The organism is Methanothermobacter sp. CaT2 (assembly GCF_000828575.1).
In the GTDB taxonomy this organism is placed as follows: Archaea; Methanobacteriota; Methanobacteria; order Methanobacteriales; family Methanothermobacteraceae; genus Methanothermobacter.
This window is the reverse complement of the sequence record NZ_AP011952.1, coordinates 1446434-1472699: the sequence shown is the minus strand read 5'-3', so window position 1 is coordinate 1472699 and position 26266 is coordinate 1446434. Positions and strand designations below refer to the sequence as shown.

Below are 26266 nucleotides of genomic sequence, written 5' to 3'. Positions count from 1 at the left end.
ACACCCGGTGAATCTCTAAAACTCCTCCCTGAACCATTCGAAGGGGAAGGTCTCCTTTATCCTTATGAGAACCTCACCTTCATGGATGATATTGTAGGTCCTTGTGAGCATCGGGGAGTCTGTCCCGAAGATCTCCCTCAGCTGGGGGTTCGGGTTCTCAATGTCAAGGACCTCTATCTCCCTCCTTGACTCTATGTTATGCTTCTTCAGGATCCTCCCTATGGGTACATCGGCCCTTATGAGATCCTCCCTGAACCCATCGTCGAGCCTTGAGAGGGGGATGTATGATACTGCATGTATGAGGGGCTCCCTGTTTCCTATGACAACAACCCTGTAGTTCACAGGGTCTCCCATGGAGATGTTGAGCTTATCTGCTATTTCCTGGTTGCAGGGTATGAATTCCTGTTTGAGGGTCCTTATGGTCACTGTTCCCCGCAGAACGTCAAGTATCCTTGTTACCGAGCCGTCTGTTGAGAGCAGTATCTTCTGGGTGTTTGAGAGTTTCCCTATGAGCCTCTCAATACGTTCAATCTCCTCCATGACATTAACATCCATTTCCTGCCTCCTGTTGAGGGGCGCTTATTACCCCTTCAATGGCGGATTCTGCAACGACTGCCGGGTTGGCCAGGTAGACGCTGGATGCAGGGTCACCCATCCTTCCCCTGAAGTTTCTGTTGGTTGTTGCTATGCTGACCTCCCCTGGGGCAAGGACTCCCATATGGGCCCCCAGGCACGGGCCGCAGCCAGGGTTGCAGACTATCGCCCCTGCCCTGATGAAGGTCTCTATTATACCATCCTCCAGTGCCTTAAGGTAGATCTCCCTTGATGCCGGCGAGACTATGAACCTCACATCCTCATGGACCCTCCTGTCGCCTATAACCTCTGCGGCGATTTTCAGGTCCTCGTACCGGCCGTTGGTGCATGAACCCAGGAAGGCCTCGTCTATGTGGGTTCCCTCAACCCTGTGGACAGGGTAGACGTTGTCAACATCATCTGGACAGGCCACCTGGGGTTCAAGGTCTGAGACATCGAAGTGGTGATCCTCCAGGTACTGGCTGTCCTCATCTGAACTGTAAACCCTGAATTCACTGCCTGTCCTTGACCTCACATAGTCAAGGGTCTGCCGGTTGGGCTCCATTATACCGTTCTTTGCACCCATCTCCACGGCCATGTTGCAGATGGTCATCCTCCCGGAGACATCCATGCTCTCTATGGTGTCTCCTGTGAATTCCACGGAACGGTAGGTTGCACCATCAACACCGATCTCGCCTATAATGTGGAGTATGACGTCCTTTGCATACACGTGGCCCTCAGGTTCACCTGTAACCTCGATTCTCATTGCCTCAGGTACCATGAACCAGGTTTTGCCTGTTGCAAAGACCATGGCCATGTCAGTCGCCCCCATGCCTGTTGCGAAGGCTCCGAAGGCTCCATAGGTGCAGGTGTGGGAGTCCGCCCCAACAATGACCATTCCAGGTCTTACAAATCCCCTCTCAGGCAGAACCTGGTGGCATATACCTGCTGCGTTCTGGAATATGTTCACTATACCCTGTTCCCTGGCGAATTCCCTTGTGACCCTCTGGAACTCCGCGGCACCTATTGTGTTGGCTGGTACGTTGTGATCAAATACCATGACTATCCTCTCGGGGTCCCAGACCCTAGCGGGGCCTCCCCTTGAGGCTATATCCCTGAAGGTCCTGATGGTGGGGGGTGAGGTGCCGTCATGGGTCATGGCGAGGTCAACCCTTGCCTCTATTATCTCGCCGGGTGTGACCTCCCTGAGTCCTGCTGCCTCTGCGAGGATCTTCTCTGTCATGTTCATTTTAACCACCTAGAAGTCTACAGGTCCCCTTACGGACTTCACAATCCTGTAGAAGAGTTCATCGTTGATGTACTTACCCTTCTCCCTGTTTTTCTTTACCTCCTCCACTATCCTGCAGAGTTCATCCCTCGTAACATCGATGCCGTACTCCTCAAGTTTGGCCTTGACCGCACGGCACCCGGAGTGTTTCCCCAGCACTATCTTGCGCTGGTGGCCTATCATCTCTGGGAGGAATGGCTCATAGGTTAGGGGCTCCTCTATGACCGCGTCGACGTGTATACCTGATTCGTGTCTGAATACGTTCCTGCCGACTATCGGCTTGTTCTCAGGTACCTTCATTCTTGTGTGTTTCTCCACAAGCCTTGAAAGTTCATAGAGGACGCCTATGTTGAATCCGAGGTCAACCTCATAGATTATCCTCAGGGCCATGATCAGCTCCTCAAGGGATGTGTTGCCCGCCCTTTCACCTATACCGTTAACTGTGGTTGAGACTGCAGTCCCACCTGCAAGTAGCCCTGCTATTGAGTTCGATAGGGCCATTCCAAAGTCGTTGTGGCAGTGGAGTGCTATGTCAACCTTGATGTCCCTGCGCAGTTCCCTGACAAGGTAGTCCATACCCTGGGGGCTTATGGCGCCCACGGTATCTGCAATGTGGACCCTGTCTGCACCATAGTTCTCGGCCTTCCGGTAGATCTGCTTGAGGAAGTCGAGGTCCGTCCTTGTTGCATCCTCTGCTGAAAATGCCAGGAAAAGCCCGTGATCCTTGGCATACTCTATGGAGTTCATGCAGACGTTGAGGGCCTCCTCCCTTGTGAGTTTGAGTTTGTGTTTCAGGTGGAGATCTGATGTTGCCATGAAGGTTATGACTCCATCCACATCACAGTCTATTGCTGCGTCGATGTCATCCTTCTTTGTCCTGCAGAGTGCCAGTATCTCTGCATTGAGGCCCTCATTTGCAATGGACTTCACTGAAACTCTTTCCTGTTCTGATACAACCGGAAATCCGCTCTCTATCTGATGTATGCCGAGCTCATCAAGTTTTCTGGCTATTTCAAGTTTTTCTTCTGTTCCAAGGCATACACCGGGGGTCTGCTCCCCGTCACGCAGTGTTGTATCGTAAATCGTGATTCTGTCAGGAAATTTTAATTCAGCTTCTTTATTGAAGGGGCTAACAAAGTATCTCAAGGGATTACCACCTTAATGCTTTATTAAAATGAATACTTGGCATTTATTTAAAATTAGATATATTAGTATAAAAGGTTTGAGAGTGCATCCATATTCCGGTGGCTGAAATATGGTGGGTCATGACGTGTTATGGTATGATAATGATCAGAGACCGCATCAGTGAATTTGAAATATCTGAGGACCATCAGCCTTACTCCTCGCCCAGTTCAAGGAGCTCGAGGTATGACCTCCTCTCAAATCCGTCCTCGATGCCAAGTTTTCTGTAGAGCTCAAATATCTCCCGGAGGGCCCCGGCATAGTCACTTCCGTCAGGTAGATCCCTCTCAATTTCAAGGTAGGTCCCCAGGCCCATTACGGTGTCAATGGAAACTGTGAACTCCCCCACACTGTAGATCCTGCGTTCCTTTACAACCTCCCTCACCATCCTGAAGCCGAGGGATTCCAGTATCTCTGCGGCCGTCCCCGGGTCAGCGACCTCCGTCTCGAGTTCCTTTCTTGTCTTGCTCTCTTCATCTATCTTGGGGCCCTTATAGGTGATGAAGGTCCTCCCACCGGATCTTCTTATCCTCAGGGCCTCGTCTGTCCTTGCGAAGTCCCTGTGGGGGGCGTTGAAATACAGGTCATGCTGCTCCTCGTCAGAGACATGAACGCCTCCAACTGAGAGTATCTGATCAACCATCTCATCTCTATCATGAATTTTTGCCTTAACCTCAACCTCAATCAAATGCTACCACCCTTCAGTGCTCTAACACAGACATAATCATAAAGTAGAGTGCACATACCTGGATGCTCTAAAACAGTTTCAGAAACTCCATTACCACTCTTCAGTGCTGGCGATCTCAAGACCGGCGTATTCCCTCAGGAATATGCTCGCCTCTTCCAGCTGTTCAAGGAGCGTGTTGATTATCCTGTCCACTCCCTCATAGGGGCCCAGGAGATTATCCCTCTCATCCATAAGAGCCCTTCTCCTTTTGACATCACCCCTGACGTCAGGGTCCCTCATTTTCTCAAGGTACTCCCTCCTTATTAATCTCATGTCCATATGGAGGTTGTACCTTATCCTCTTCAGATTCCTTATAGCGTCTTCAACCTCCCTCAGAATCTTGAGGGCCTCCTCTTCAGAGGAGGGGTCTATTTCAATGCCCTCAATCCCAAGTTCCTCAACCTGTTCTTTGTAAAACCTTGGATCAATAACCACTTCATCCCCCTCTATTCATTAAGTATGTTAAATTATTTAAGGATGGTGCTTAAAATATGAAAAGAGTTTGATGATAGGCCGCAATAATTTTTCAATTGAGGAATGATAAACACTGAATATTAACCGCATTATTATTCATAATAACTAGTTTTTTACGTCAATATTAATATAGGTGCATTTAAATTTATATGTAGGTTTAACTTCACCGGGAGGTATCTAGTTGACAGATGTGGATATCAAAATAGAAAATATTGTTGCTTCAGCAACCCTTGGAAAATCCATTGATCTTCAGACAGTTGCAGAAGCCCTTGAGAATGTTGATTTTAACAGGGAACAGTTTCCGGGGCTTGTGTACAAATTAAAGGAGCCGAAGACGGCTGCACTGATCTTTGGGTCAGGCAAACTCGTATGTACAGGAGCCAAATCAATAGAGGACTCCAAGAGGGCCATAAAACTGACAGTTGACATGATGAGGACCATGGATCCTGACATACCAGAGGAATTTGAAATAAAGATCCAGAACATTGTGGCCTCGGCGAACCTTGGAAAACCACTCAACCTTGAGGCTGTTGCCCTTGGACTTGAAAATACAGAGTACGAACCTGAACAGTTCCCTGGACTCGTTTACAGACTGGATGATCCCAAGGTGGTGCTCCTGTTATTCGGTTCAGGTAAGGTTGTATGTACAGGAGCCAAGAGTGCAGAGGATGCTAAACTTGGAGTTGAAAAGACTAAGGCAAGGCTTGCCGAGTTAGATCTGATTTAATGGTGATATTTTTGATTAAACTTGTAGTTTTCGATCTTGACAATGTCATTATTGATGGTGAAGCCATAGACGAGATAGGAAAAATCGCTGGCGTTGAAAAGGAAGTAATGGAGATCACCGAGAAGGCCATGCAGGGTGATGTTGACTTTGAATCCTCAATAAGGGAGAGGGTTAAACTCCTCAAGGGAACAGCGGTGGAAGACATAAAGAAGGTTGCAGATGAACTGCCCCTAATGGAGGGCGCCGAGGAGACAGTAAAGACCCTCAAGGAGAAGGGGTACCTGGTTGCAGTTATAAGTGGAAGCTTTGACCTTGTGGCTGAACCCGTAAAGGAGAAACTCGGCATAGATTACCTCTTCTGCAACAGGCTCCATGAGGAAGATGGCATACTTACCGGTGAAGTGAGCGGGCCCCTTGTGGAAAAATCAAAGTATGATGTCCTCTGCGGGATCCTTGAGAAGGAGGGTATAAGTCCCAGGGAGTGCGTTGCAGTTGGTGACGGGGCCAACGATATATCCATGATAGAGGCCGCACGTCTGGGCATAGCCTTCAATGCCAAGCCAGCCCTCAGGAAGAAGGCCGATGCAGTTGTTGAAGATAAGGATCTGCGCAAGATACTCCCCATCATTGAAAAAGTTGCAGAGGCTGATGATAAATTGAACAAGATGAGTTACGACGAAGTTATGGAACTCAAAAATGAATACGAAGACAAACTCTCAGCAATAGCCTCTGAAAGGGATGAACTGAACAAAAAAGCACGTGAAATGAAGGAACTGAGGGACAATCTCAACAGTGAACTTCGTGAAACACTCAACAGGGCTGTTGAACTGAGAGATAAACGTAATGAAATAAACTCCCAGGTCGAGGAGAACAAGAAGCTCAGGGACCAGATAAACAAGGAGATACGCAAACTCGAATGGTCCTCAGGAGGAAGGGACCGTATAAAGATTGAAAATGAGATCAAGCGAATAGACAAGATCATTGAAACAAGGGTCCTTGACATTAACAAGGAGAATGAACTTGTCAAGACAGCGAACGAGCTTCGAAAGAAACTCATGAAGATTCAGGAGGACGATGAAACCCGTGAAAAGGCCCTTGAACTCAGGAAAAAGTCAGAGGAGTACCATGAGAAGGTTGTGGCCCTCTCTGAGGAGGCCCAGGGTTACCATGAGAAGATGCTGGAGTACTTCAGAAAAACAGATGAGATACGCAAGAAGGCTGACGAGGCCCATGAGAAGTTCCTCGAATTCAGGAGGATGGCCTCAGAGAAGCATGAGGAATTCAAATCAACCCTCGGTGAGATACGCCAGATAAACGAGAGAATAAACGCCCTGAGATCAGAGAACAGAAGTGCCAGGAGAAGAGAAAGCAGGGAAAAAGATATTGAAGAAAAGGAAAGGGCCCGTGAAATATATGAGAAGTTCAAAGAGGGCAAAAAACTTACAAAGGATGAGATTCTTCTTCTCCAGAAGCACAGGATAGTTTAGGGGATCCTATGGGTGGAGAAAAATCCTCAGACAGAGAGAATATGGAACCAGAAAATGGGAATCCATGCGGTGTTGGCACATCAGACAGCGAAACGGTTTACAGCAGAGATAATCCCGGCAGTGAAGAAACTTCAGATGATGAGAAGATAGAAGAGTGCTTCATATGCCATAAGAAGTTCAACATAAACGCCGATGATTCAAGCCATTATCATTACGGTAAGTACCCCATGTGCAGTTACTGCAGTGACTTCTACGGATTCTACAGGTGAGATCCCTGAGTGGTAAGATGCATGAAGTTATAATCTGTGAGAAGCCCAAATCATCTGAAAAGATTGCCGGGGCCCTCTTTCCAGACGCCATGAAGAAAAAACATGGAAAGGTGTCATACTGGGAACATGTGGAGGGTGATAAGAGGGTCACCATAGTATCAGCGGTGGGACACCTCTACTCACTCCGCCCCAGGCAGTCCAACGAAGAACACTTTTTTGACCTTGAATGGGCACCCATACACGAGATCGATAAGAAGAAGGGTTACGTTAAGGATTACCTCAACGTTATAAGGAAATTTGCAGCCGGCGCTGACCGCTACATCCATGCCTGCGATTATGACATTGAGGGGACCCTCATTGGTTTCAACGCCCTCAAATACGGTTGCGGTGAGGAGGCCCTCAGGAAGACCTCCAGGATGAAGTTCTCAACCCTCACCAGGGAGGAAATACAGAGGGCCTACCAGAACCCCATTGAAGTCGACTATGGGCAGGTCGACAGCGGCGCTGCAAGGCACATACTTGATTTTATTTTCGGAGTAAACATATCCCGCTCCCTCATGAAGTCTGTTAAGGCGGCCACAAATCGTTTCATAAAATTATCCGCCGGGAGGGTTCAGACCCCTACCCTCGCGATACTGGTTGAACGGGAGAAGGAGATAAGGGACTTTAAACCCGTCCCCTACTGGATAATACGCGCTGAACTCGGGGAAGGGATCATCGCCGAGAGCAAGAGGGGCAAGATCTTCAAGCGGGAGCTGGTCGACAGCATCCTCAAGAAGTGCCAGGGAAGTGACGCTAAGGTTAAGGATGTTAGGGTAAGGGACACCATCAGAAAGCCCCCGGTACCCTTCGACCTGGGGACCCTCCAGTCAGAGGCCTACCGTGTATTCGGATTCAGCCCCAAGAAGACACAGACAATTGCACAGAACCTCTACACCGAGGGTTACACCTCATATCCCAGGACATCATCCCAGAAGCTCCCGGAAAGTATAGGGTACGAAAAGATCCTCAAAAACCTTGCAAAGAACCCCCGCTTCGGAGTCCACATTGAAAGGCTCAGAGGCCCCCTCAAACCCCATGAGGGAAAAAAGGAGGATGATGCCCACCCGGCCATACATCCCACAGGTCTTCTTCCATCGGAACTCTCAAAGGATGAGAAAAAGGTTTATGACCTCATAGTCCACCGGTTCATAAGTGTATTCGGTGAGGATGCCATCCTCCAGACCATGAAGGTAGAACTTGAAATTGGAGAAGAGGAGTTCAGCTTCTCCAGGAAGAGGGTCAGTAAGGGGGGCTGGATGGAGAGCTACCCCTACACGAAGATGGAGGATGAAGAATTCCCTGAGATATCCGGCGGAGACTCTCTGGCTGTCAGGAGTGTAAGCGCAGATGAAAGGGAGACAAAACCTCCGGCAAGATACAACGAGGCTTCCCTCATCAGGGAACTCGAGAGGAGGGGTCTTGGAACCAAGTCAACACGTGCAGATATAATAGCCAAACTCTATGACAGGAAGTACATTGAGGGGAAAAAGATAAGGGTCAGTCCCCTGGGTGAGAACATAATTGACACCCTCACAAGGTACTGTGAGAAGATCACCAGCGAGGAACTCACAAGGCAGTTCGAGAGGGAACTAGAGGATATCATGAGGGGGAAGATAAGCAAGGACCAGGTTATAGATGAGGCCATCACAGAGGTAAGATCCATACTCAGTGACATAGAGGAGAACCTCAGGGACATCGGGAAGGAACTCTACAGGGCCTACCAGGACAGCAGGGTTGTGGGTGAATGCCCCGCCTGTGGTGGGAAACTCGTCATAAAATACTCTCCCAGAAACAGGAGCACCTTTGTGGGGTGTTCAAGCTACCCTGACTGCAGGACCGTTTACTCACTTCCAAAGGGCGCCAGTGTGCTTAAAAGTCTCTGTGAAAAGTGCGGTCTCCCCATGATATCCTATGGAAGGCCGCGGCAGAGGGCCTGTCTTGACCCAAAATGTGGTAAAAAGAAATCAGAGGTTGAAGAGGTTGTCGGTAAATGCCCTGAATGTGGTTCAGACCTCATAAAGCGCTCCGGACGTTACGGGGAATTCGTCGGTTGTAAGGGATTCCCGAAGTGCCGCTTCACATGTTCCGTTGATGAGGTCCCCGAGGGCTGAACTGAATGTCAGTGATGCAGGAAATTGCTGGTAATATTTCTTCAAGTATGAAAGTCTGAGGGTTGAACCGAATGTCAGTGATGCCTTTTGAGTTGTTCTGACCCTCATGAAACCCATAACCCCCAGAATTCAGAGGAACCAGAAAGACCCGCGAAAATATGAAAACTTATAAGTCACCGGATCAAAAACCTTATTAACATCATTAAGGTCCTGAATTTATTACCAGATGAAAGAGGCGGTGAAATGGATATCCAAGGTTTGCTTGAAAGATTGAAGCCATTCCTAATCATTGTCCTGCTCTTCTCGGTTGTCTTTTACATAAGAGCAGAGGCCAGTAACATTGGCGGAGTCCCTGCCGATGCCAAGAAATTCTATGAAGATGCAGATGGACTCCCCTATTTCAGCGAAATGGACTCCTACTATAACTACAGGTTAACAATGAACTACCTGACGAAAGGTATAATGGGTGATACCCTGGTGGATGGTAAACCCTATGACCTCCACTCATACTATCCCCCTGGCAGACCCGTTGACTACCCGCCCCTGATCGTATACGTTACCTCGGCTGCCTACAGGGTACTGAACTTCTTCGGGGACTTCAGCCTCAAGGAGGTCGCATTCTGGATGGGGGCCTTCATAGGTTCCCTCTGCGTGATCCCCGCCTACCTCTTCGTGAGGAGGATAACAAATGATTACGGGGGTTTTGCAGCTGCCCTCATAGTGGGGCTTGTCCCAACCTACGTCGCCCACACCTATGCAGGTTTCTTTGACACGGACATGTTCAACTTCGTCCTCCCGCTCTTCGTGTTCTGGTTCTTCACAGAGGGGATGCTGGCTTCCAGCATGAGGGGCAAGGTTGGATATGCCCTTGCAGCGGCAGTTTCAATACTTGTATTTTCAGCTGCATGGGTGGGTTACATATTCTACCTGGCGGTTCTCATCGTATTCGTTGCAGCGTACCTTGTCATTTCAAGGTACATCCTGGGAGAAAAACCGGAAGGCGAATTCGAGGGCAAACTTGACTGGCTGATTCATCAGAGAGAACTTTTCCCCCTCCTGATCCTCCTCATAGCTGGGGGAGTCCTCATAGGAGTGTTTGGAGGATTTTCAAGCCTTGCGGGTGCTGTAGGCGGACTCATAGGTGCCACCCAGATACAGGCAACCGCCCAGACCACGGCCTACCCCAACGTCTATGTCTCAGTCTCAGAACTACAGGTGCCTGAATTCATAACAACCGGTGCCGGGAACATCTTCCTCCCGGGTCAGAACACAATCGTTGGTGGGGTGGGCGGCCTGCTGGTATTCATAATTGGTGTTCTGGGTGTCGGAGCCCTGGTGTGGAAATACCGCCAGCCAGAGGTTGTCGTTGAGGAGTCAGAGAACAGGCCGCGGGCCGGTAAGAAAAGCAAGTTCATGAGGAAGAAGAGGGCGGCTGTTGCCAGTGAGGAGATGAGACACCGCTACCTGCTCTACGCTGTCCTCATGGCTGTATGGCTCATAATGAGTGGATATGCTGTTACCAAGGGTTCAAGGTTCATACCCACATTTGCAATGCCCCTGGGACTCTCAGCAGGGATATTCACAGGATTCCTTGTTGAGTACCTGAGGGTGAGGTTCACGACAACATCATCACTGGCACTGATCGTATTCGTGGCGGCGGTTGCCATGGTAATGCCCTTCGGGGTCTCAGTTGCGGTTAAGCTCCTTGCAGGGGTGCTTGCGGCTGGATTCATATACTCCGTGAAGAAGCCTGAGATAAGGGCGCCATTCATGATGGTTCTGGTGGTCCTTGCAGCTGTGGCCCCCTCTGTGAGTGGAGCCCACTCAATCACAACGTCGGTAGCCCCCGGTACAGATGATGGTATGTGGAACTCCATGCAGTGGGTAAAGAAGAACACCAGCAGGGACACGGTGGTCATGTCATGGTGGGACTTCGGACACCTCTTTGCGGTTGCAGCAGACAGGCCAGTCACCTTTGACGGTGGTAGCCAGAACACCCCGAGGGCCTACTGGATAGGTAAGGCCCTCACAACGAGTAACGAGACACTTTCAAGGGGTATACTCACCATGCTCTCAACCAGCGGTGATCTCGCCTATGAGACCCTTGACAACTACACAGATGACAGCGGAAAGACCGCCGAGATACTGACCGCGACCCTCGGACTTCCAAGGGAGGAAGCCAGGGCCGTCATGACCGGGCGCTACGGTCTCAGTGATACGGAGGCTGACAGTGTACTCAGGTACTCCCACCCGGCAAAGCCAAAGCCCTTTGTACTTGTCCTGAGCTCAGATATGCTCGGTAAGGCGCCATGGTGGACGTACTTTGGAACATGGGATTTCAAGAAGAAGACAGGGTCAAGGTATGGTTACTATCCATCCCTGGCAAGCTCAAAGCCCCAGGTGGTTAACAACACAACCGTTATCCAGACCGTGAACACCATGGTGGACCAGAATAACGTCCTGGGCACCATAATAGAGAAGAAGGCAAACACCACCAATGCAACGATAGCAGTGGGCAACAACATGACGGTTCAGAAGATAAACCCCCACAAGCTCACCATAATCGAGGGCGACCTCCTTGTTAAGAATGAGGTTGTTGACAGTGACGCCCAGCTGAGCCTCATAGTCATTGGAAGCGGGAACCAGTACACGACAATAATAATGAACAGGGAACTGGAGGACTCGGTCTTCACAAAGCTCTTCCTCCTGGGAGGATTCAACCAGACATCCTTCAAGTTCCTCCACCAGGAACCCGGTGTGCTGCTGTGGACAGCAGCATAACCCATATTTTTCATTTTACACGGCCATGATCTCTCTAAGAGATTAAGCCACTCAAAAACTCTTAATGAAAAAATAAATTTCAGTACCTCATTATAAAAACAGGCAATAAAAGAAGTTTCTGGCAGAACTTCAGTATCGCTTGGCCATCTTGGCCCTCAATATATCAGTGGCGCTTATCACGCCTATGATCTCATCGTCCTTCTCGACAAGGAGGCGCCAGACAACGTTCTTCACCATCTTCTCTGCTGCTTCCTTGATGGTTGCCCTGGGAGATATGGTAACAAGATCCCGCTCCATCACCTCCCATACCTTGACCTCTGCAAGATCATCCCCCTCTGCAATGGCCTCAAGCACATCCCATGTGGTTACAATTCCGACCCTGACACCTTCCTTCACAACCACCGAGCTTCCCTTGGCGTTCTCAACATAGTTCCTTAGAACATCCTCGAGGCTGGCAGTTATGTCGATGGTGTCAACATCCGTAACCATAACATCCTCAACCCTCATAAAATCACCTGCATATAATATGAAGGTTATGGGATATAAAATATAAGGGAAAATATTTAATAATGGATAATAGAGAACACTGAATGATTACACTGATTTTTCCCGGCTTCAACAATGTTCATGTGAGTGGTATGGATATCGAAGAGAAGATCAGAAAGATAGAAGAGGAGATTCAGAAGACACCATACAACAAGGCCACAGCCCACCATATAGGTAAACTGAAGGCAAAGATATCCCGCCTCAAGGAGGAGGCCCTCCAGAGGAAGACCTCATCTGGAAAGGGGAGAGGATTCCATATCAAAAAGTCTGGAGACTCCACCGTGGTCCTCATCGGTTTTCCATCTGTTGGGAAATCAACACTCCTCAACGAGTTAACCAGTGCAGAGTCAAAGGTGGGTGACTATCAGTTCACAACCCTTGAAATCGTCCCGGGCGTCATGGAGTACCGGGGGGCCCAGATACAGATATTTGACATACCCGGGATAATAACCGGGGCCTCCCGTGGGAGGGGCCGTGGAAGGGAGATACTCTCAGTTGCCAGGAGCGCCGACCTCATAGTGATAGTCCTTGATGTCTTCAACACAGACCACATGGACATAATCCTCAGGGAGCTGAGGGATGTTGGTATAAGACCCAACGAGACGCCCCCTGATGTGATTGTTAAGAGGAGAAAACTGGGTGGTGTGAAGCTCTCAGCAACGGTCGAACTCACACACCTTGATGAGAAGATCATAAGGTCAGTCCTCAATGAGTACGGAATCCACAATGCCGACGTCCTCATAAGGGATGACATAACCGTTGACCAGTTCATAGACGTCATGGAGGCCAACCGCGCCTACATACCGGCCATCACCGTTATAAACAAGATAGACCTTGTGGATGAATCCTATCTTGAGGGTCTCAGGGAGAAATTCCCGGAAGCCCTCTTCATCTCCGCAGACAGGGACATCAACATCGATGAGCTCAGGGAGGAAATATTTAACAGACTGGGCCTCATAAGGATATACCTGAAGCCCCAGGGTAAAAAGGCTGATTACGACGAACCCCTCATCATCAGGGAAGGGTCAACCGTTGGCGATGTGTGCCAGAAGCTCCACAGGGACTTTGTGCGTAAATTCAGACATGCAAGGGTCTGGGGGAGCTCTGTTAAATTCGACGGCCAGAAGGTGGGCCTTGAACATGTCCTCAATGATGAGGACGTCCTGAGGATCATAATAAAGAAGTGACCGCTTCTTATGGAAATACATGCAGGTGTGAAGATGAAGCTTGATGATATAAAAATTTCAAGAGCAATTGTTGAAGGATACATGGAGGATCTCCTGGACTACATGGAGATGGATGTTGCTATCGGCGGAGGGGGCCCCTCCGGTCTAACAGCAGGCTACTACCTTGCAAGGGCTGGTCTGAAGGTCGCGCTCTTTGAGCGCAAGCTCTCCATTGGTGGTGGAATGTGGGGCGGCGGTATGATGTTCAACAAGATCGTCGTCCAGGATGAGGGCCGTGAGATCCTCGATGAATTCGGAATAAGGTCAGAACCCTATGATGAGGGATACCATGTGGCTGATTCGGTGGAGGCGACCTCCACCCTGTGTTCCAGGGCCTGCCAGGCCGGACTGAAGATATTCAACCTCATGAGCATAGAGGACGTTATGATCCGCGACGAGGGGATAACCGGTCTTGTGCTCAACTGGAGCTCAGTTGAAATGGCGGGCCTCCACGTTGATCCCCTCACAGTCAGGGCCAGAGCAGTCATCGATGCAACGGGTCATGACTGTGAGATAGTGAAGGTGGTGGAGAGGAAGATCGGACCGGAACTCAACACCCCCGATGGCAGGATACAGGGCGAGAGGTCCATGTGGGCCGACGTGGGGGAGGCTGCCCTCATTGAAAACACGAGGGAGGTCTACCCCAACCTCTATGTGGCTGGAATGGCGAGCAACGCCGTATACGGCGCCCCCAGGATGGGGCCCATATTTGGTGGTATGCTGGTCTCAGGTCGACGTGTTGCAGAGATGATAATCGAGAAGCTGAAATGAATGTCTGCGTAACTTACCGCCCCAGAAACAGCCACCAAAGAACAGAGAGGCGATGAAAAAGGAGAAATGGGCCACGGTTCCAGTCAGCAAGGCGAGACTGTGAAATTATGATCTGCATAACCGGAACACCCGGCGTCGGGAAGACAACCGTGGCGGGTATATTGAGGGAGAGGGGACTGGAGGTCATATCCCTTGGGGAACTCATAAGGCAGAAGGGATTCGTCCTTGGACGCGACCCCATCAGGGGATACCTTGAAGCCGACATTGAGGCCGCATGCAGCCACCTCCAGGAAATGGAGGGTCTGGATGTGGTGGAGGGTCACCTCTCCCACCTCTGCAGATCCTGCAGCATGGTGATCGTCCTCAGACTCCACCCGGAGGTACTCAGGGGCAGGCTTGAGGGGAGGGGCTACCCTGAAGGTAAGGTGCTTGAAAACCTCGAGGCCGAAGCGCTGGATGTGTGCACCGTTGAGGCCTTCGAAATACATGGGGAGCGTGTTCATGAGGTCGATACAACAGGAAGATCCCCTCATGAGGTTGCCGATATCATCACCGATATCATGAATGGTTCAAGGGTATGTCCCCCGGGGGGAGTGGATTTCTCAGGATGGCTTCTTGGATGATGGAAAAGCTTTTTAAATATGGAAACACAAAGCACTTATAATATTCTTCTTGTGCAGTCAGTACACCATCTCAATGTGCAAGATGTGGATGTTCTATTCCGTTATGAGAGGTTAAACCTTGAGGAGAGGAAAGAGACCACGATGGATGTTAAAAATTGCTGAAGAGAGAATAGACATCCTTTTCAGAATGGCTGACCGTGAATTTTCAGCTAATCCCCATAGATCGCACAGGTACACCGAACTTGCAAGAAACATCGCAATGAAGTACAGGGTTAGAATCCCCAGGGAATGGAGGAGGAGGTTCTGCAGGAAATGTTACAGTTTCCTTAAACCCGGGGCAAACTGCACCGTCAGGATAGCTGATGGGAAGGTTAATTTTAGGTGCCACGAGTGCGGTCACATCATGAGATTCCCTTATATCAGGGAAAAAAAGGATAGAAGGAGAAATAAGATTGAGTCTCACACCACCAAAGAAGGAACTGATGAAAAGGTCACTGTCGGCGCTCACAATAAATGTGGGGAAAGCCGGAGTGACAGATAGCCTCATTGAAGAGGTGAAGAGGCAGCTCAAGGCAAATGAACTGATAAAGATAAGATTTGCCAGGACGATGGCCTCTGAAAAAGAAAGTTATATTACAGAGATAGTTGAAAAAACAAATTCTAAGCTCATAGATTTAAGAGGAAATGTGGCAATAATTTTCAAAAAAAGATCTTAGGAGGATAAATATGACTACAGTTTATGACGTGCCAGCAGATCTGCTCATAAACAGGGTTGCTGAGGAACTGAAAAATGACAGTAAGGTTAAATCCCCTGAATGGGTTAACTTTGTTAAAACAGGTGTCCACAAGGAAAGAAGACCTGAGAATCCTGACTGGTGGTATGTAAGGGCCGCTGCCCTCCTCAGAAGAGTTTACATTGATGGTCCTGTGGGTGTTAACAGCCTCAGGACACATTACGGCGGTAAGAAGGACCGGGGCTCACGCCCTGAAAAGTTCAGAAGGGGTAGCGGTGCCATAATCAGAAGGGCCCTGCAGCAGCTGGAGGAATCAGGTCTAATAAAGAGGGAAGAAAATGGAAGGGTTATAACACCCGAAGGCAGATCATTCCTTGACAAGGCCGCTGCAGAGGTAAAGAAAGAAGTTGAAGGACTTGAAAGGTACTGAAACTATCCCAGAGGGGCCTCAGGAGGTTTCATAGTTGACAGACCTCGAAGAGATACGTCGCAAGAAGATGCTGGAGCTCCAGCAGAAGGCTCAGCAGCAGGCGATGGAAGCTGAAGCACAGGAACAGATGCGTCAGCAGCTGGAAATGCAGAAAAAACAGATAATGATGCAGATACTCACCCCTGAAGCCCGTAGCCGTCTGGCCAACCTCCGTCTGACAAGGCCGGACTTCGTTGAGCAGATAGAACTGCAGCTCATACAGCTGGCCCAGATGGGGCGTGTAAGGTCAAAGATCACCGATGAACAGCTGAAGGAGCTGCTTAAAAGGGTTGCGGGTAAAAAGAGGGAGATAAAGATCAGCCGCAAATAGTCTGGTAAAATGAATGCATGCGTACTCTACAGTGGCGGTAAGGACAGTTCACTGGCGGCTGTGATGCTCCAGCGGCTGGGGATACAGCCAGAGCTGGTGACTGTGAACTTCGGGATCCATGATTCATGGAAGCCAGCATCTGAGGCAGCTGCATCCCTTGGATTTCCACACCGTGTTCTTAAACTCGGCGATGAAATCCTGATGGACGCTGCTGAGACGATAATCAATGACGGGTTTCCGAATAATGGTATAAAGCACATACACAGGATGGCAGTTGAAGCCGCAGCCACCGAGTACGACATGGTTGCCGATGGAACGCGACGTGACGACAGGACCCCTAAACTAACAAGGGACGAGATACAGAGCCTCGAAGACCGCCTGAACATTGAATATGTGAACTTGGATGGTCTCGGTCACAGGACCGTTAACAGACTTGCATCGATGCTCTTCAGCCTGAGGAGGGAGAGAAGCAGTATCGATAACAGCTCCGACTACGAGGTTGAGGTCCGCCTCCTCCTTGAGGAGATGGGCCACAGTTCAGAATCATTCTTCCCTGTTCACTTCCAGACCAGGGTCACTGGCTGGAACACCAAAATGAAGGAGGATGCTAAATGAGTAGAAATAAACATGTTGCCAGGAAACTCAGAATGGCAAAGGCTAACAGACAGAACAGAAGGGTGCCCGCATGGGTTATGGTTAAGACAAACTACAGGGTTCGAAGCCATCCAAAGATGAGGCACTGGAGAAGGACCAAACTCAAGGTATAGGAGGACTGGATATGGAAAGGATTTATGTCATACCTCTCAGAAAGGCCAAGAACGTGCCAAGGACCATAAGAGCGCCGAAGGCTGTTAAGATTGTCAGGGAATTTCTCATGAAACATATGAAGGCAGACACCGTTAAACTCGACGAGTCAATCAACGAAAAACTCTGGGAGAGAGGTATCCAGAAGATACCCCCAAGAATAAAGGTCAAGGCCGTTAAGGATGAAGACGGTGTTGTTGAAGCCACACTCGAAGAATGAAATGATGGTGAATTATGATTAGAAGGATCAACCTCAGTGGAAACCCGAACCTGGGAGTTTACATCTCTGTAACCGACAGTGTGGCCCTGATACCACAGAACACCCCTGAAAAGTTTGAGGGTGTTCTCAGGGAAGCCCTTGAAGTTGAGGTCCTGAAGGTGTCCATCAGTGGCAGCAGCCTAAACGGTGCCCTTGCCGTGGGCAACTCAAATGGATTCGTGGTCTCAAATCAGGCCATGGACCGTGAAATCGATGCCCTTGCAGCTGCCGGTGTGGAGGCTGTCAGGATCCCTGAAAGGTTTACTGCAGTCGGTAACCTTGTGCTGGCCAATGACAACGGTGCCGTTGCAAGTCCACTGCTGTCAGATGATGCGCTGCAGGTTATAGGGGATGTGCTTGAGGTTGACGTTAAAGTATCCACACTTGCAGGCCTCAACATCGTAGGCTCCATGGGTGCAGCTACCAACCGTGGTGCCCTGCTGAATCCCCAGGCATCATCTGAGGAAATAGGTATCATAGAGGATACCCTGGGCGTGGAGGCCGACGTTGGCACAGTCAACCATGGAGTCACACTTATAGGTGCCTGTTCAGTGGCCAACTCAAACGGTGTCCTTGTGGGTGAGGAAACCACAGGGCCAGAACTTGCGAGGATAGAAGAAGCTTTAGGTTTTCTTGAGGGATGAAAATGAAGACAAAGATATTTAGGGTTAAAGGAAAGTTCCTGATGGGTGATAAGCTTCAGCCATTCACAAAGGAGCTCAAGGCAATAAGGGAAGAGGAAATCTATGAGAGGCTCTACTCTGAATTCGGGAGCAAACACAGGGTTCCAAGGAGCAAAGTTAAAATAGAGGAGATAGAGGAGATATCACCTGAGGAGGTTCAGGACCCGGTGGTCAAGGCGCTGGTCCAGAGGTGATCACATGGAAGACCAGCAGAGGCTCGAGGAGATAGTGAACCAGCTGAACATCTACCAGAGCCAGGCCGAACTCATACAGCAGCAGATGGAGGCCGTGAGGGCCACCATCAGTGAACTTGAAATCCTTGAGAAGACCCTCAGTGATATACAGGGAAAGGATGGCTCCGAGACCCTGGTACCTGTGGGTGCCGGCTCCTTCATAAAGGCAGAGCTCAAGGATACCAGTGAAGTTATAATGAGTGTCGGTGCAGGTGTAGCCATAAAGAAGAACTTTGAGGATGCAATGGAGAGCATTAAGTCCCAGAAGAATGAACTGGAGTCAACACTTCAGAAGATGGGTGAGAACCTGCGTAAGATAACAGACATCATGATGAAATTATCTCCTCAGGCAGAGGAACTCCTCAAAAAGGTAAGGGGAAGTGGAGAGTAAGTGTTTGAGTCTCTGAAGAAAAAATTCAGTGAAACCGTTGGCAAGATCACCGAGAAGGTCTCATCAGGCCAGGAACCCCGGTCCGAAGAGGATAAGTCTGAGGATAGGGGTCCCGAGCCCATTCCAGAAGGTAAACCTGAAGAAGAGGTTAGAACTGAAGAACCAGATGATACAAGTTCAGAGGAGCCCGCTCCCGGTGCAGGGGAGGGGGGTTCAGGTTTCCTCTCATTTTTCAGGGAAAAAAGGATAACAGAAAAGGACGTGGATGATGTACTCTGGGACCTGGAAATGGCCCTCCTGGAAAGTGACGTGGCCCTTGAAGTGGCTGAAAAAATCACCACAGAGTTGAAGGAAGAACTGGTTGGAAGGAAGGTTAAAAGGAGCACCGAAATATCAGAATACACAATGGAAGCCCTTAAAAAGGCCGTTAAGGATGTTCTCAGCGTTGACGGTGTGGACCTCCCGCAGCTCGTGGAGAAGAAGAAACCCCTTGTTATAATGTTTGTTGGTATAAACGGGACCGGCAAGACAACCACCATAGCAAAGGTGGCCAGATACTTCATGAAAAAGGGCCTTGAGCCCGTGATAGCAGCTGCAGACACCTTCCGTGCCGGTGCAATAGAGCAGATAGGTCAGCACGCAGATAAACTCGGAGTCAAGCTAATAAGCCACCGCAAGGGAGCCGACCCCGCCGCCGTTGCCTTTGACGCGGTATCCCATGCAAAGGCCCAGGGAAAGGATGTCGTCCTCATAGACACCGCAGGGAGGATGCAGACCAACGTGAACCTCATGGACGAGATGGCCAAGATAAAGAGGGTCGTCAGGCCAGACCTCATAGTGTTTGTCGGTGATGCGCTGACAGGAAACGATGCCATTGAACAGGCAGCCCGATTTGATGAAGCCGTTGGCATAGACGCAGTTATACTGACAAAGGCTGATGCAGATGCGCGCGGAGGTGCAGCATTGTCCATAGGCTACATGATCAAAAGGCCCATAATATTCATGGGGATCGGGCAGGGCTACGATGACATAATGGAATTCAAACCAGAATGGATGATTGAACAGCTATTCGCATGAACTGATTAATGGACATCCATGCAGATAAAATACAGAATACAAAAATTTTTATACAGCCATGTCACATTACCCATGTGGAGACTTTCATATGGGTGTAAGGATACTCCTTGTAGAGGATGAGGCAATAACGGCGATGGATCTCCAGAGAAAGCTGGAGTTCTGGGGATATGATGTTGTGGGGGTTGCATACAGTGGTGAGACTGCAGTTGAACTTGCACAGAAGCACCACCCTGATCTAATTTTAATGGACATAGTCCTCAAGGGCCCCCTGAACGGTGTTGATGCTGCAAAAGAAATTCGTAGCCTTGACATACCTGTGGTTTTTCTATCAGCCCACTCAGAGGGCTCCACCATGGAGAGGGCCAGGGAAGTGGAACCCTACGGATACCTGATAAAGCCCTTTGATGAGAAGGAGCTCCTATTCAGCATTGAACTGGCGGTTCAGAGGCACCGGAGCCAGTTACAGACAAAAAAACTTAACCGTAACCTCAGAATGCTCAGCGACTGTAACCAGGCCATTGTAAGGATAAATGACCCTGAAAAACTTCTGAGAGAGGTATGCCGGATCATCGTCGAGGTCGGTGGTTACAGGATGGCCTGGATAGGCCTTGCAGAGAATGATGAGGAGAGGTCTGTGAGGCCCGCTGCAGAGTACGGATTCCATGAAGGCTACCTTGACTCAGTAACCATCAGGTGGGATGACAGCATATACGGGGAGGGCCCGACAGGAAGGTCAATAAGGGAAGGGGAACCCGTCATAATAAGGGACACCGGAGAGGATCCCAGATTCACCCCCTGGAGGGATAGGGCCGTTGAGAGGGGATTCATGTCAGTCATTGGTCTTCCCCTCACTGTTAAGGGTGAGACCATAGGAGCCCTCACGGTTTACTCGGGGGAGAGGGATGCCTTCGATGAGGAGGAAGTGAAACTTCTCATGGAACTTGCAGGGGATGTGTCATTCTACATTGAATCCCGTGAAATCCTGAAGGAGATGGAGGAGAGGTAGCCAGAACAGCTCAGAGGGAGAGAATTCTTAAGAGGATCTTTGAATTATCCCCCGTTGCAATACTGAATTTTCAGGTGGACCATGGGGAACCAGCGCTCCTGGAACTCAACAGGGAGGCCTCAATAATAACAGGGGTGAAGGAATGCTCTGGATCCCCGGGAGTCCATGACGTCCTCAGGGGTCTTGATGAGGAAGATCTGAAGAAGATCAAAGGGGCCATCATGGGGGATGTTGAACTGGAAGAAATGATAAGCTATCCCCACCAGGGAAGGACGAAATTGTTCAGGTTAAAGATTGTGAGGCCCTCCCCGGAAATTGCCTCGGTATTCCTTATCGATGTAACATCTGAAAGATAGTATCTGAACTTAAAAAAATAAACTGGGCCACATAAGAATAGCTCAGTCTCTGAATTCTGATTTCTCAGCCATGTCGGAGAACATTCACTCCCCCTCACAGGGGAATGCTGGAAGTGTCAGCAGGGCGACACTCCCATGAGGAACCATTCACTCCCTGTCACAGAGGAGTGAACCTCCAACCCCCACATCCTCCGGTGGGAACTCCCTTATAAGAACCGTTATTGTTGACTCCGGGAGGCCCATAATTTCGCTTGAGACCTCTGTGATACGCTTTACGAGTTCCCTTTTCTTTTCCCTTGTCAGTTCATTGCAGTTTATCTGGATAACAGGCAACTATATCACCACCCATAGGTATTATACTCATATAATAAATCCTTTAATAGATTCAGAGACCAGAAAATAGCAATTGCAGAGGAATCATAGATGATTGGAGAACAGCTCTTAAAGAAACTTTTTCCGGACTTTGAGGAACTTGTCCAGCCAGCTGGAATTGACCTGAGGGTTGATAAGGTTTACAGACAGATGGGACCCGGGTCACTGATTGATGATGAGAAGAACCTTCCACCCCTCGAAATGCTTGAGCCGCCCATCTACAGACTTGAACCCGGCAAAGCTTACCTTGCAAGTGTTGACAGGATGATAGAGATACCTGAGGGATATGCAATGCTCTACCTGCCAAGGTCAACCCTCCTGAGGTCCTTTGTATCCGTTCAAACCGCCGTGGGAGATCCTGGTTTCAGGGGTACCCTCCAGTTCCTTTTACATAATCATGGGGAATATGAGTATACACTAAAGAGGGGTGAAAGGATAGTACAGGCCGTGGTATTCCCGGTGGAGGGATCAGGAAAGTACAGTGGAAGCTACCAAGAATGAATTTCAATCCCATTTTGGTCTGATTTTAACACCTTCCGGGTCTTGGGCTCGTCCAGCTTCCCCGCGATTTCAATCCCATTTTGGTCTGATTTTAACTGGTCTCTTTGGGCTCCGATTGAGCATATAAATTATTTAATCAATTTAAATTTAATTTTAAGATTTTTTAACGTGCTATGAATTTAATAATTAGTATATGAGTTCCATTGTGGTTTAATGAGGATTCTGATTGTACGCTAAAACCAGATAGGCTCTGAGGCCAGTTTTTACTGAGTGGTCAGAGTGAAAGTTCATGGACAGCCCACTCAGTCAGCAATGCCACAAAAAACTTCCAGGATGACATCATAAGCTCTCCAAAAAATACAGGCCTCTGATGAACTGAAAGCGGCGCGGATGAAAAATAAAACCCGCATGAAAACCAGTACTGATTCTCCCATCGGCAAATGGCATACTGGCAACGGTGTGCCTAGCATGAAAACCAGTACTGATTCTCCGATAAAAAAGAATTGTCTGATGACATCATCAGAATGTACGGACCCTGTCCTCCAGCATACTCACTGATTCCGGGTTTGAGAGGGTGCTGACATCACCCACATCCTCACCCCTCACAATGGCCTTTATCACCCTCCTCATTATCTTACCTGACCTTGTCTTTGGAAGGTCCTCAACGAACTCTATGTAACTGGGACTTGCAATGGGACCTATCTCCCTCCGCACATGTTCACGCAGAACACCCTTGAGGCGGGGTGTGGGCTCCACTTTATCCCTCAGAGTAACGAAGGCCGCTATCTCCTCTCCCCTGAGGATGTCAGGTTTTCCAACCACCGCAGCCTCAACAACATCAGGATGGCTCACAAGGGCTGATTCAACCTCTGCAGTGCTTATCCTGTGCCCTGCAACGTTGAGGACATCGTCCTCCCTGCCCTGGATCCAGAAGTAACCATCCTCATCTATCCTTGCAACATCACCGCTGAGGTAGATGCCCGGAAATGTGCTCCAGTAGGCATCCACATACCTCTCAGGCTCCCTGAAGAGGGTCCTGAACATTGCAGGCCACGGTGTTTTTATCACAAGGTGGCCTCCGCTTCCACGCAGACTCCTCCCCTCATCATCCACAACGTCGGCTATTACCGTGGGGAATGGTTTTCCTGCGGAACCCGGCTTCAGGGGTGTCACAGGGAGGGGTGTTATTATGTGCATCCCGGTCTCTGTCTGCCACCAGGTATCCATGATGGGGCATCTGCCACCACCAACGGTCCGGTAGTACCACATCCAGGCCTCAGGGTTTATGGGTTCCCCAACGGACCCCAGTATTCTGAGTGTTCTGAGGTCATACTTCTCAGGCCACTTGTCCCCATATTTCATGAAGAGCCTCACCGTCGTGGGTGCTGTGTAGAGGATGCTTACACCGTACCTCTCAACCATGCTCCATATCCTTCCAGGATCCGGGTGGTCAGGTGCACCCTCATAGATGACCGAGGTTGCACCCTCAATGAGGGGGGCGTAGACTATGTAGCTGTGACCCGTTATCCATCCTATGTCAGCCAGACACCACCATATGTCCTGGTCCTTAACATCGAAGACGAACCTGTAGGTGGAGCTCACACCCACGGCGTAGCCCCCATGGGTGTGCACAACACCCTTTGGTTTACCCGTCGTGCCGGAGGTGTAGAGTATGAAGAGGGGATCCTCAGGGTCAAGCTCCTGGCAGGGACATTCATCGTCCATGCCCTCAACAGCCTCGCTCCAGTAGATATCCCTCCCATCCACCATGCTGACATCATCCCCCATGCGGTCCGCCACTATGACCCTCTCAAGGGAGGGGATCTCATCTGCGACCATATCAAGGGTTTCCTTGAGTCTTATTACCTTACCCCTGCGGTAGAATGCGTCTGCAGTGATCGCAACCTTTGCCCCGGCATCTGCAGCCCTCTCCCTGAAGGCCTTGGCCCAGAAGCCGCTGAACACTACACTGTGGACTGCACCTATACGTGCACAGGCGAGCATGGCTATGGGGAGTTCCGGTATCATGGGGAGGTATATGCTGACGCGGTCCCCCCTTGAGACACCCATATCCTTAAGGGCATTGGCCAGGCGGTTAACCTCCCTGTAGAGGTCATAGTAGGTGAGCTTCCGGACGCTACCATCCTCACCCTCCCATATATATGCCACCCTGTTTCTCTCAGGACCCATAACATGCCTGTCAAGGGCACTGTATGTGATGTTGAATTTTCCGCCTGTGAACCAGCTGGCATGGGGTGGTTCCCATTCAAGGACCCTGGTGTAGGGTCTGAACCATTCAAGTTCAGATGCCATCTCATCCCAGAACCACTCAGGGTCAGAGCTGGCCCTCTCAAGGAGCTCATCATAACCCCCAATACCCCTGGCGTCCATCCAGGCCCTTATATTGCTGTTTTCTGCAAGTTCCTCGTCTGGATTAAAAACCCTTTCCTCCCTGAGCAGAGCATCAAGCTGTCCTCTCATAAACAACCCCCTTCTGTTAATATTTTTTTAATTCATGATTTAAATAGTTGGCAGAATATAGATGGGTGCATGAAGATGTGTGCGGAGGTCCTTGCAGGGATCCTGGAGGAAGCTGGTTTCACCCATATCTTCGGGCACCCGGGTGAACAGATACTGCCACTCTATGAGGCCCTCAGAAAATCCGGGCTTGAACATGTTCTCATGAGACACGAACAGGGCGCCGTCCACGCCGCAGATGGCTACGCCCGGGCCTCTGGAGGACCGGGGGTCTGTGTTGCCACCGGAGGACCTGGCGCCCTTAATCTTGTGATGGGTGTGGCTGCAGCCAGCACAGATTCCGTACCCCTCATTGCCATGACCGGTGACCTGCCACGGGGTGGGGGCCCCGGCAGGTTCCAGGAGGTTGACCTTGAGGCGGTTTTCAGGCCCCTTACAAGGATGAGCATGACCCCGGGGAGTGGTGATGAGGCCTCCATGATGCTGGCTGACTCCATAAGCTCCCTCAGGAGGGGGCTTACCGGTGTCATACACATAAACCTGCCAAGGGACGTCCTTGAAGAGGATGCATGCCCCCCTGTGGGGCCATCTGAAGTGTTTAGGGAGCTTTCAGACATGAGCAGAGCGCTGGAACTTCTGGGATCCGCGAGAAGGCCCCTTATACTTGCAGGTGGTGGTGTAATCTGGGGGAACGCCGTTGGGGAGTTCAGGGAATTCATAGAGAATGCCAGGATCCCGGTGGTGACCACCTACAGTGCAAGGGGTGTTATACCCGAGGACCATCCACTCTGTCTGGGAATGACCGGTACCCGGGGGACCCCGGCAGCTAACCATGCTGCAGGGAACTGCGACGTTCTCCTGGTCCTCGGGGCGAGGCTCTCAGAGAGGACCCTGGCAGCCACAGGAAATCCCCGAGTAATACACGTCAACACTGACCCCTCTGTACTGAGGGGCGATGTTGTGCTTCAGATGGATGTGGGGGATTTCCTGAGGGAACTGCCTGAATTAAAAGGACCGGAGGGGTGGTTTAAGGAACTTGCAGCCTATCGGAGGGATAACCCGCCCATCAGTGAGTTACCGCCCCCCGGTGGGGATGCATTTGTAACATCAGCTGCTGTGAGGGGTATTCTTGATGCAGCCCCCGATGCCACCATAGTCAACGATGCCGGTAGCCACACCACCTGGGTGACCCTCCACCGGCGGGTTCTCCGTGAGAGGTCCCTCATATTCTCCGGTGGCTTCGGGCCCATGGGTTACGGTCTCCCGGCGGCCATCGGTGCAAAGCTTGCAGACCCATCCAGGGATGTCATCATGATAGCGGGTGACGGCGGATTTCAGATGACTATCCAGGAACTTGGCACCGTTGCTGAGCTGGAGCTGCCCATCACCATGTGCATCCTGAATAACAAGAAGCTCGATGTTATAAGGCAGTGGCAGGAGATGAACTACGGCACCAGTTACTCTGTTGAACTGAAGAACCCTGATTTCATTAGACTTGCAGATGCCTACGGTATAGGTGCGGAGAGGATCCTCAGGGTGGAAGATGTCTCAGGTGCCGTGGAGAGGGCCCTTGAGTCAGGTGAACCCCGCCTCCTGGAGTTCATGGTTGAAGGGGAGGACATACCACTTCCCGGGGTCAGGCCCTGATCCCCTTGCATGGTGAGGGCCTGGGGATATGTGCTAAAGAATTCTAATCCTCTTAAGTGTCTGAAAATGATCTTCGGAGGTCCCTCACTGCATTAGGC

31 protein-coding genes are annotated in these 26266 nt (G+C 50.1%); 23 read left to right on the top strand and 8 right to left on the bottom strand.

The window, feature by feature from the left end; all coding sequences use genetic code 11:
* Positions 1 to 15: 15 nt before the first annotated feature.
* From MTCT_RS07600 to MTCT_RS07580, 5 genes are all read right to left on the bottom strand, one after another.
* Positions 16 to 555, bottom strand: a complete 540-nt coding sequence (locus MTCT_RS07600) for a chorismate pyruvate-lyase family protein (RefSeq protein ID WP_048176153.1) — start codon at positions 553 to 555, stop codon at positions 16 to 18.
* Positions 545 to 1822: a homoaconitase large subunit gene (gene hacA, locus MTCT_RS07595; protein ID WP_048176151.1), complete on the bottom strand. Its 1278-nt coding sequence runs from the start codon at positions 1820 to 1822 to the stop codon at positions 545 to 547. The genes MTCT_RS07600 and hacA overlap by 11 nt, the downstream gene beginning before the upstream one ends.
* 9 nt (positions 1823 to 1831) lie before the next feature.
* Positions 1832 to 3007: a homocitrate synthase family protein gene (locus MTCT_RS07590; RefSeq protein WP_010877238.1), complete on the bottom strand. Its 1176-nt coding sequence runs from the start codon at positions 3005 to 3007 to the stop codon at positions 1832 to 1834.
* A gap of 190 nt (positions 3008 to 3197) precedes the next feature.
* Positions 3198 to 3731, bottom strand: a complete 534-nt coding sequence (gene cyaB / locus MTCT_RS07585) for a class IV adenylate cyclase (RefSeq protein WP_048176149.1) — start codon at positions 3729 to 3731, stop codon at positions 3198 to 3200.
* Between the two features lie 90 nt (positions 3732 to 3821).
* Entirely contained in the window at positions 3822 to 4205 is a 384-nt protein-coding gene (locus MTCT_RS07580) for a hypothetical protein (RefSeq protein ID WP_048176147.1), read from the bottom strand.
* Positions 4206 to 4425: 220 nt separating this feature from the next.
* Here MTCT_RS07580 and MTCT_RS07575 point away from each other — a divergent pair, with 220 nt between their 5' ends.
* The 5 genes from MTCT_RS07575 to MTCT_RS07555 all read left to right on the top strand — a co-directional run bounded on the left by MTCT_RS07575 (position 4426) and on the right by MTCT_RS07555 (position 11661).
* Positions 4426 to 4971: a TATA-box-binding protein gene (locus MTCT_RS07575; protein ID WP_010877235.1), complete on the top strand. Its 546-nt coding sequence runs from the start codon at positions 4426 to 4428 to the stop codon at positions 4969 to 4971.
* Positions 4972 to 4982: 11 nt separating this feature from the next.
* The gene (serB, locus tag MTCT_RS07570; protein WP_048176146.1) at positions 4983 to 6458 is read left to right on the top strand and encodes a phosphoserine phosphatase SerB; all 1476 of its coding nucleotides are present in this window, start codon (positions 4983 to 4985) and stop codon (positions 6456 to 6458) included.
* Positions 6459 to 6466: 8 nt separating this feature from the next.
* Positions 6467 to 6727, top strand: coding sequence for a hypothetical protein (locus MTCT_RS07565; protein ID WP_048176145.1), 261 nt, complete (start codon positions 6467 to 6469; stop codon positions 6725 to 6727).
* Between the two features lie 17 nt (positions 6728 to 6744).
* The gene (gene topA / locus MTCT_RS07560) at positions 6745 to 8880 is read left to right on the top strand and encodes a DNA topoisomerase I (RefSeq protein ID WP_048176144.1); all 2136 of its coding nucleotides are present in this window, start codon (positions 6745 to 6747) and stop codon (positions 8878 to 8880) included.
* 243 nt (positions 8881 to 9123) lie between these two features.
* On the top strand, positions 9124 to 11661 hold the full coding sequence (locus MTCT_RS07555) for a dolichyl-diphosphooligosaccharide--protein glycosyltransferase subunit STT3 (protein ID WP_048176143.1): 2538 nt from the start codon (positions 9124 to 9126) through the stop codon (positions 11659 to 11661).
* Between the two features lie 129 nt (positions 11662 to 11790).
* Here the strand turns inward: MTCT_RS07555 and MTCT_RS07550 are convergent, their stop codons facing one another.
* Positions 11791 to 12168 carry a CBS domain-containing protein gene (locus MTCT_RS07550; protein WP_048176142.1) on the bottom strand — a complete coding sequence of 126 codons (378 nt, stop codon included), beginning with the start codon at positions 12166 to 12168 and terminating at the stop codon, positions 11791 to 11793.
* A gap of 131 nt (positions 12169 to 12299) precedes the next feature.
* On the opposite strand from MTCT_RS07550, the gene MTCT_RS07545 reads away from it, so the two are divergent.
* The 16 genes from MTCT_RS07545 (at position 12300) to MTCT_RS07470 (ending at position 21170) form a co-directional block, all read left to right on the top strand.
* Positions 12300 to 13394 (top strand): GTP-binding protein, encoded by a 1095-nt coding sequence (locus MTCT_RS07545; RefSeq protein WP_048061317.1) that lies wholly within the window; start codon positions 12300 to 12302, stop codon positions 13392 to 13394.
* 33 nt (positions 13395 to 13427) lie between these two features.
* Positions 13428 to 14204, top strand: a complete 777-nt coding sequence (locus tag MTCT_RS07540; protein ID WP_048061316.1) for a sulfide-dependent adenosine diphosphate thiazole synthase — start codon at positions 13428 to 13430, stop codon at positions 14202 to 14204.
* Between the two features lie 107 nt (positions 14205 to 14311).
* Positions 14312 to 14827 carry an adenylate kinase family protein gene (locus MTCT_RS07535; RefSeq protein ID WP_048176140.1) on the top strand — a complete coding sequence of 172 codons (516 nt, stop codon included), beginning with the start codon at positions 14312 to 14314 and terminating at the stop codon, positions 14825 to 14827.
* Positions 14828 to 14945: 118 nt separating this feature from the next.
* Positions 14946 to 15368, top strand: coding sequence for a ribonuclease P protein component 4 (rnp4, locus tag MTCT_RS07530; RefSeq protein ID WP_048176138.1), 423 nt, complete (start codon positions 14946 to 14948; stop codon positions 15366 to 15368).
* Positions 15310 to 15543: a YhbY family RNA-binding protein gene (locus MTCT_RS07525; protein ID WP_048176136.1), complete on the top strand. Its 234-nt coding sequence runs from the start codon at positions 15310 to 15312 to the stop codon at positions 15541 to 15543. Before rnp4 ends, MTCT_RS07525 begins: the two co-directional genes overlap by 59 nt.
* Positions 15544 to 15553: 10 nt before the next feature.
* Positions 15554 to 15991, top strand: a complete 438-nt coding sequence (locus tag MTCT_RS07520) for a 30S ribosomal protein S19e (protein WP_010877224.1) — start codon at positions 15554 to 15556, stop codon at positions 15989 to 15991.
* 34 nt (positions 15992 to 16025) lie between these two features.
* Positions 16026 to 16361, top strand: a complete 336-nt coding sequence (locus MTCT_RS07515; protein ID WP_010877223.1) for a DNA-binding protein — start codon at positions 16026 to 16028, stop codon at positions 16359 to 16361.
* A gap of 9 nt (positions 16362 to 16370) precedes the next feature.
* Positions 16371 to 16976: a hypothetical protein gene (locus MTCT_RS07510; RefSeq protein ID WP_048176135.1), complete on the top strand. Its 606-nt coding sequence runs from the start codon at positions 16371 to 16373 to the stop codon at positions 16974 to 16976.
* A complete protein-coding gene (locus tag MTCT_RS07505) occupies positions 16973 to 17128 on the top strand; it encodes a 50S ribosomal protein L39e (RefSeq protein WP_010877221.1) in 156 nt (51 codons plus the stop codon). The genes MTCT_RS07510 and MTCT_RS07505 overlap by 4 nt, the downstream gene beginning before the upstream one ends.
* Before the next feature lie 11 nt (positions 17129 to 17139).
* On the top strand, positions 17140 to 17385 hold the full coding sequence (locus MTCT_RS07500) for a 50S ribosomal protein L31e (RefSeq protein ID WP_010877220.1): 246 nt from the start codon (positions 17140 to 17142) through the stop codon (positions 17383 to 17385).
* 14 nt (positions 17386 to 17399) lie between these two features.
* A complete protein-coding gene (locus MTCT_RS07495) occupies positions 17400 to 18068 on the top strand; it encodes a translation initiation factor IF-6 (protein ID WP_010877219.1) in 669 nt (222 codons plus the stop codon).
* Between the two features lie 2 nt (positions 18069 to 18070).
* Positions 18071 to 18301: a 50S ribosomal protein L18Ae gene (gene rpl18a, locus MTCT_RS07490; protein ID WP_048176133.1), complete on the top strand. Its 231-nt coding sequence runs from the start codon at positions 18071 to 18073 to the stop codon at positions 18299 to 18301.
* 4 nt (positions 18302 to 18305) lie between these two features.
* Positions 18306 to 18731, top strand: a complete 426-nt coding sequence (gene pfdA, locus MTCT_RS07485; RefSeq protein ID WP_048176132.1) for a prefoldin subunit alpha — start codon at positions 18306 to 18308, stop codon at positions 18729 to 18731.
* Complete coding sequence (gene ftsY, locus MTCT_RS07480) at positions 18732 to 19808, top strand: signal recognition particle-docking protein FtsY (protein ID WP_048176130.1); 1077 nt, start codon at positions 18732 to 18734, stop codon at positions 19806 to 19808.
* A gap of 88 nt (positions 19809 to 19896) precedes the next feature.
* A complete protein-coding gene (locus tag MTCT_RS07475) occupies positions 19897 to 20814 on the top strand; it encodes a GAF domain-containing protein (protein ID WP_048176129.1) in 918 nt (305 codons plus the stop codon).
* A 74-nt stretch (positions 20815 to 20888) separates the two neighbouring features.
* Complete coding sequence (locus tag MTCT_RS07470; protein ID WP_048176128.1) at positions 20889 to 21170, top strand: hypothetical protein; 282 nt, start codon at positions 20889 to 20891, stop codon at positions 21168 to 21170.
* A 147-nt stretch (positions 21171 to 21317) separates the two neighbouring features.
* Here the strand turns inward: MTCT_RS07470 and dmpI are convergent, their stop codons facing one another.
* Positions 21318 to 21503, bottom strand: a complete 186-nt coding sequence (gene dmpI, locus MTCT_RS07465) for a 4-oxalocrotonate tautomerase DmpI (RefSeq protein WP_048176126.1) — start codon at positions 21501 to 21503, stop codon at positions 21318 to 21320.
* A gap of 90 nt (positions 21504 to 21593) precedes the next feature.
* Here dmpI and MTCT_RS07460 point away from each other — a divergent pair, with 90 nt between their 5' ends.
* Complete coding sequence (locus MTCT_RS07460) at positions 21594 to 22043, top strand: deoxyuridine 5'-triphosphate nucleotidohydrolase (RefSeq protein WP_048061315.1); 450 nt, start codon at positions 21594 to 21596, stop codon at positions 22041 to 22043.
* Positions 22044 to 22562: 519 nt separating this feature from the next.
* Here MTCT_RS07460 and acs read toward each other — a convergent pair.
* Complete coding sequence (gene acs, locus MTCT_RS07455) at positions 22563 to 24524, bottom strand: acetate--CoA ligase (protein WP_048176124.1); 1962 nt, start codon at positions 24522 to 24524, stop codon at positions 22563 to 22565.
* A 69-nt stretch (positions 24525 to 24593) separates the two neighbouring features.
* On the opposite strand from acs, the gene MTCT_RS07450 reads away from it, so the two are divergent.
* Entirely contained in the window at positions 24594 to 26168 is a 1575-nt protein-coding gene (locus tag MTCT_RS07450; RefSeq protein ID WP_048176122.1) for a thiamine pyrophosphate-binding protein, read from the top strand.
* The last annotated feature ends 98 nt before the right edge of the window (positions 26169 to 26266 follow it).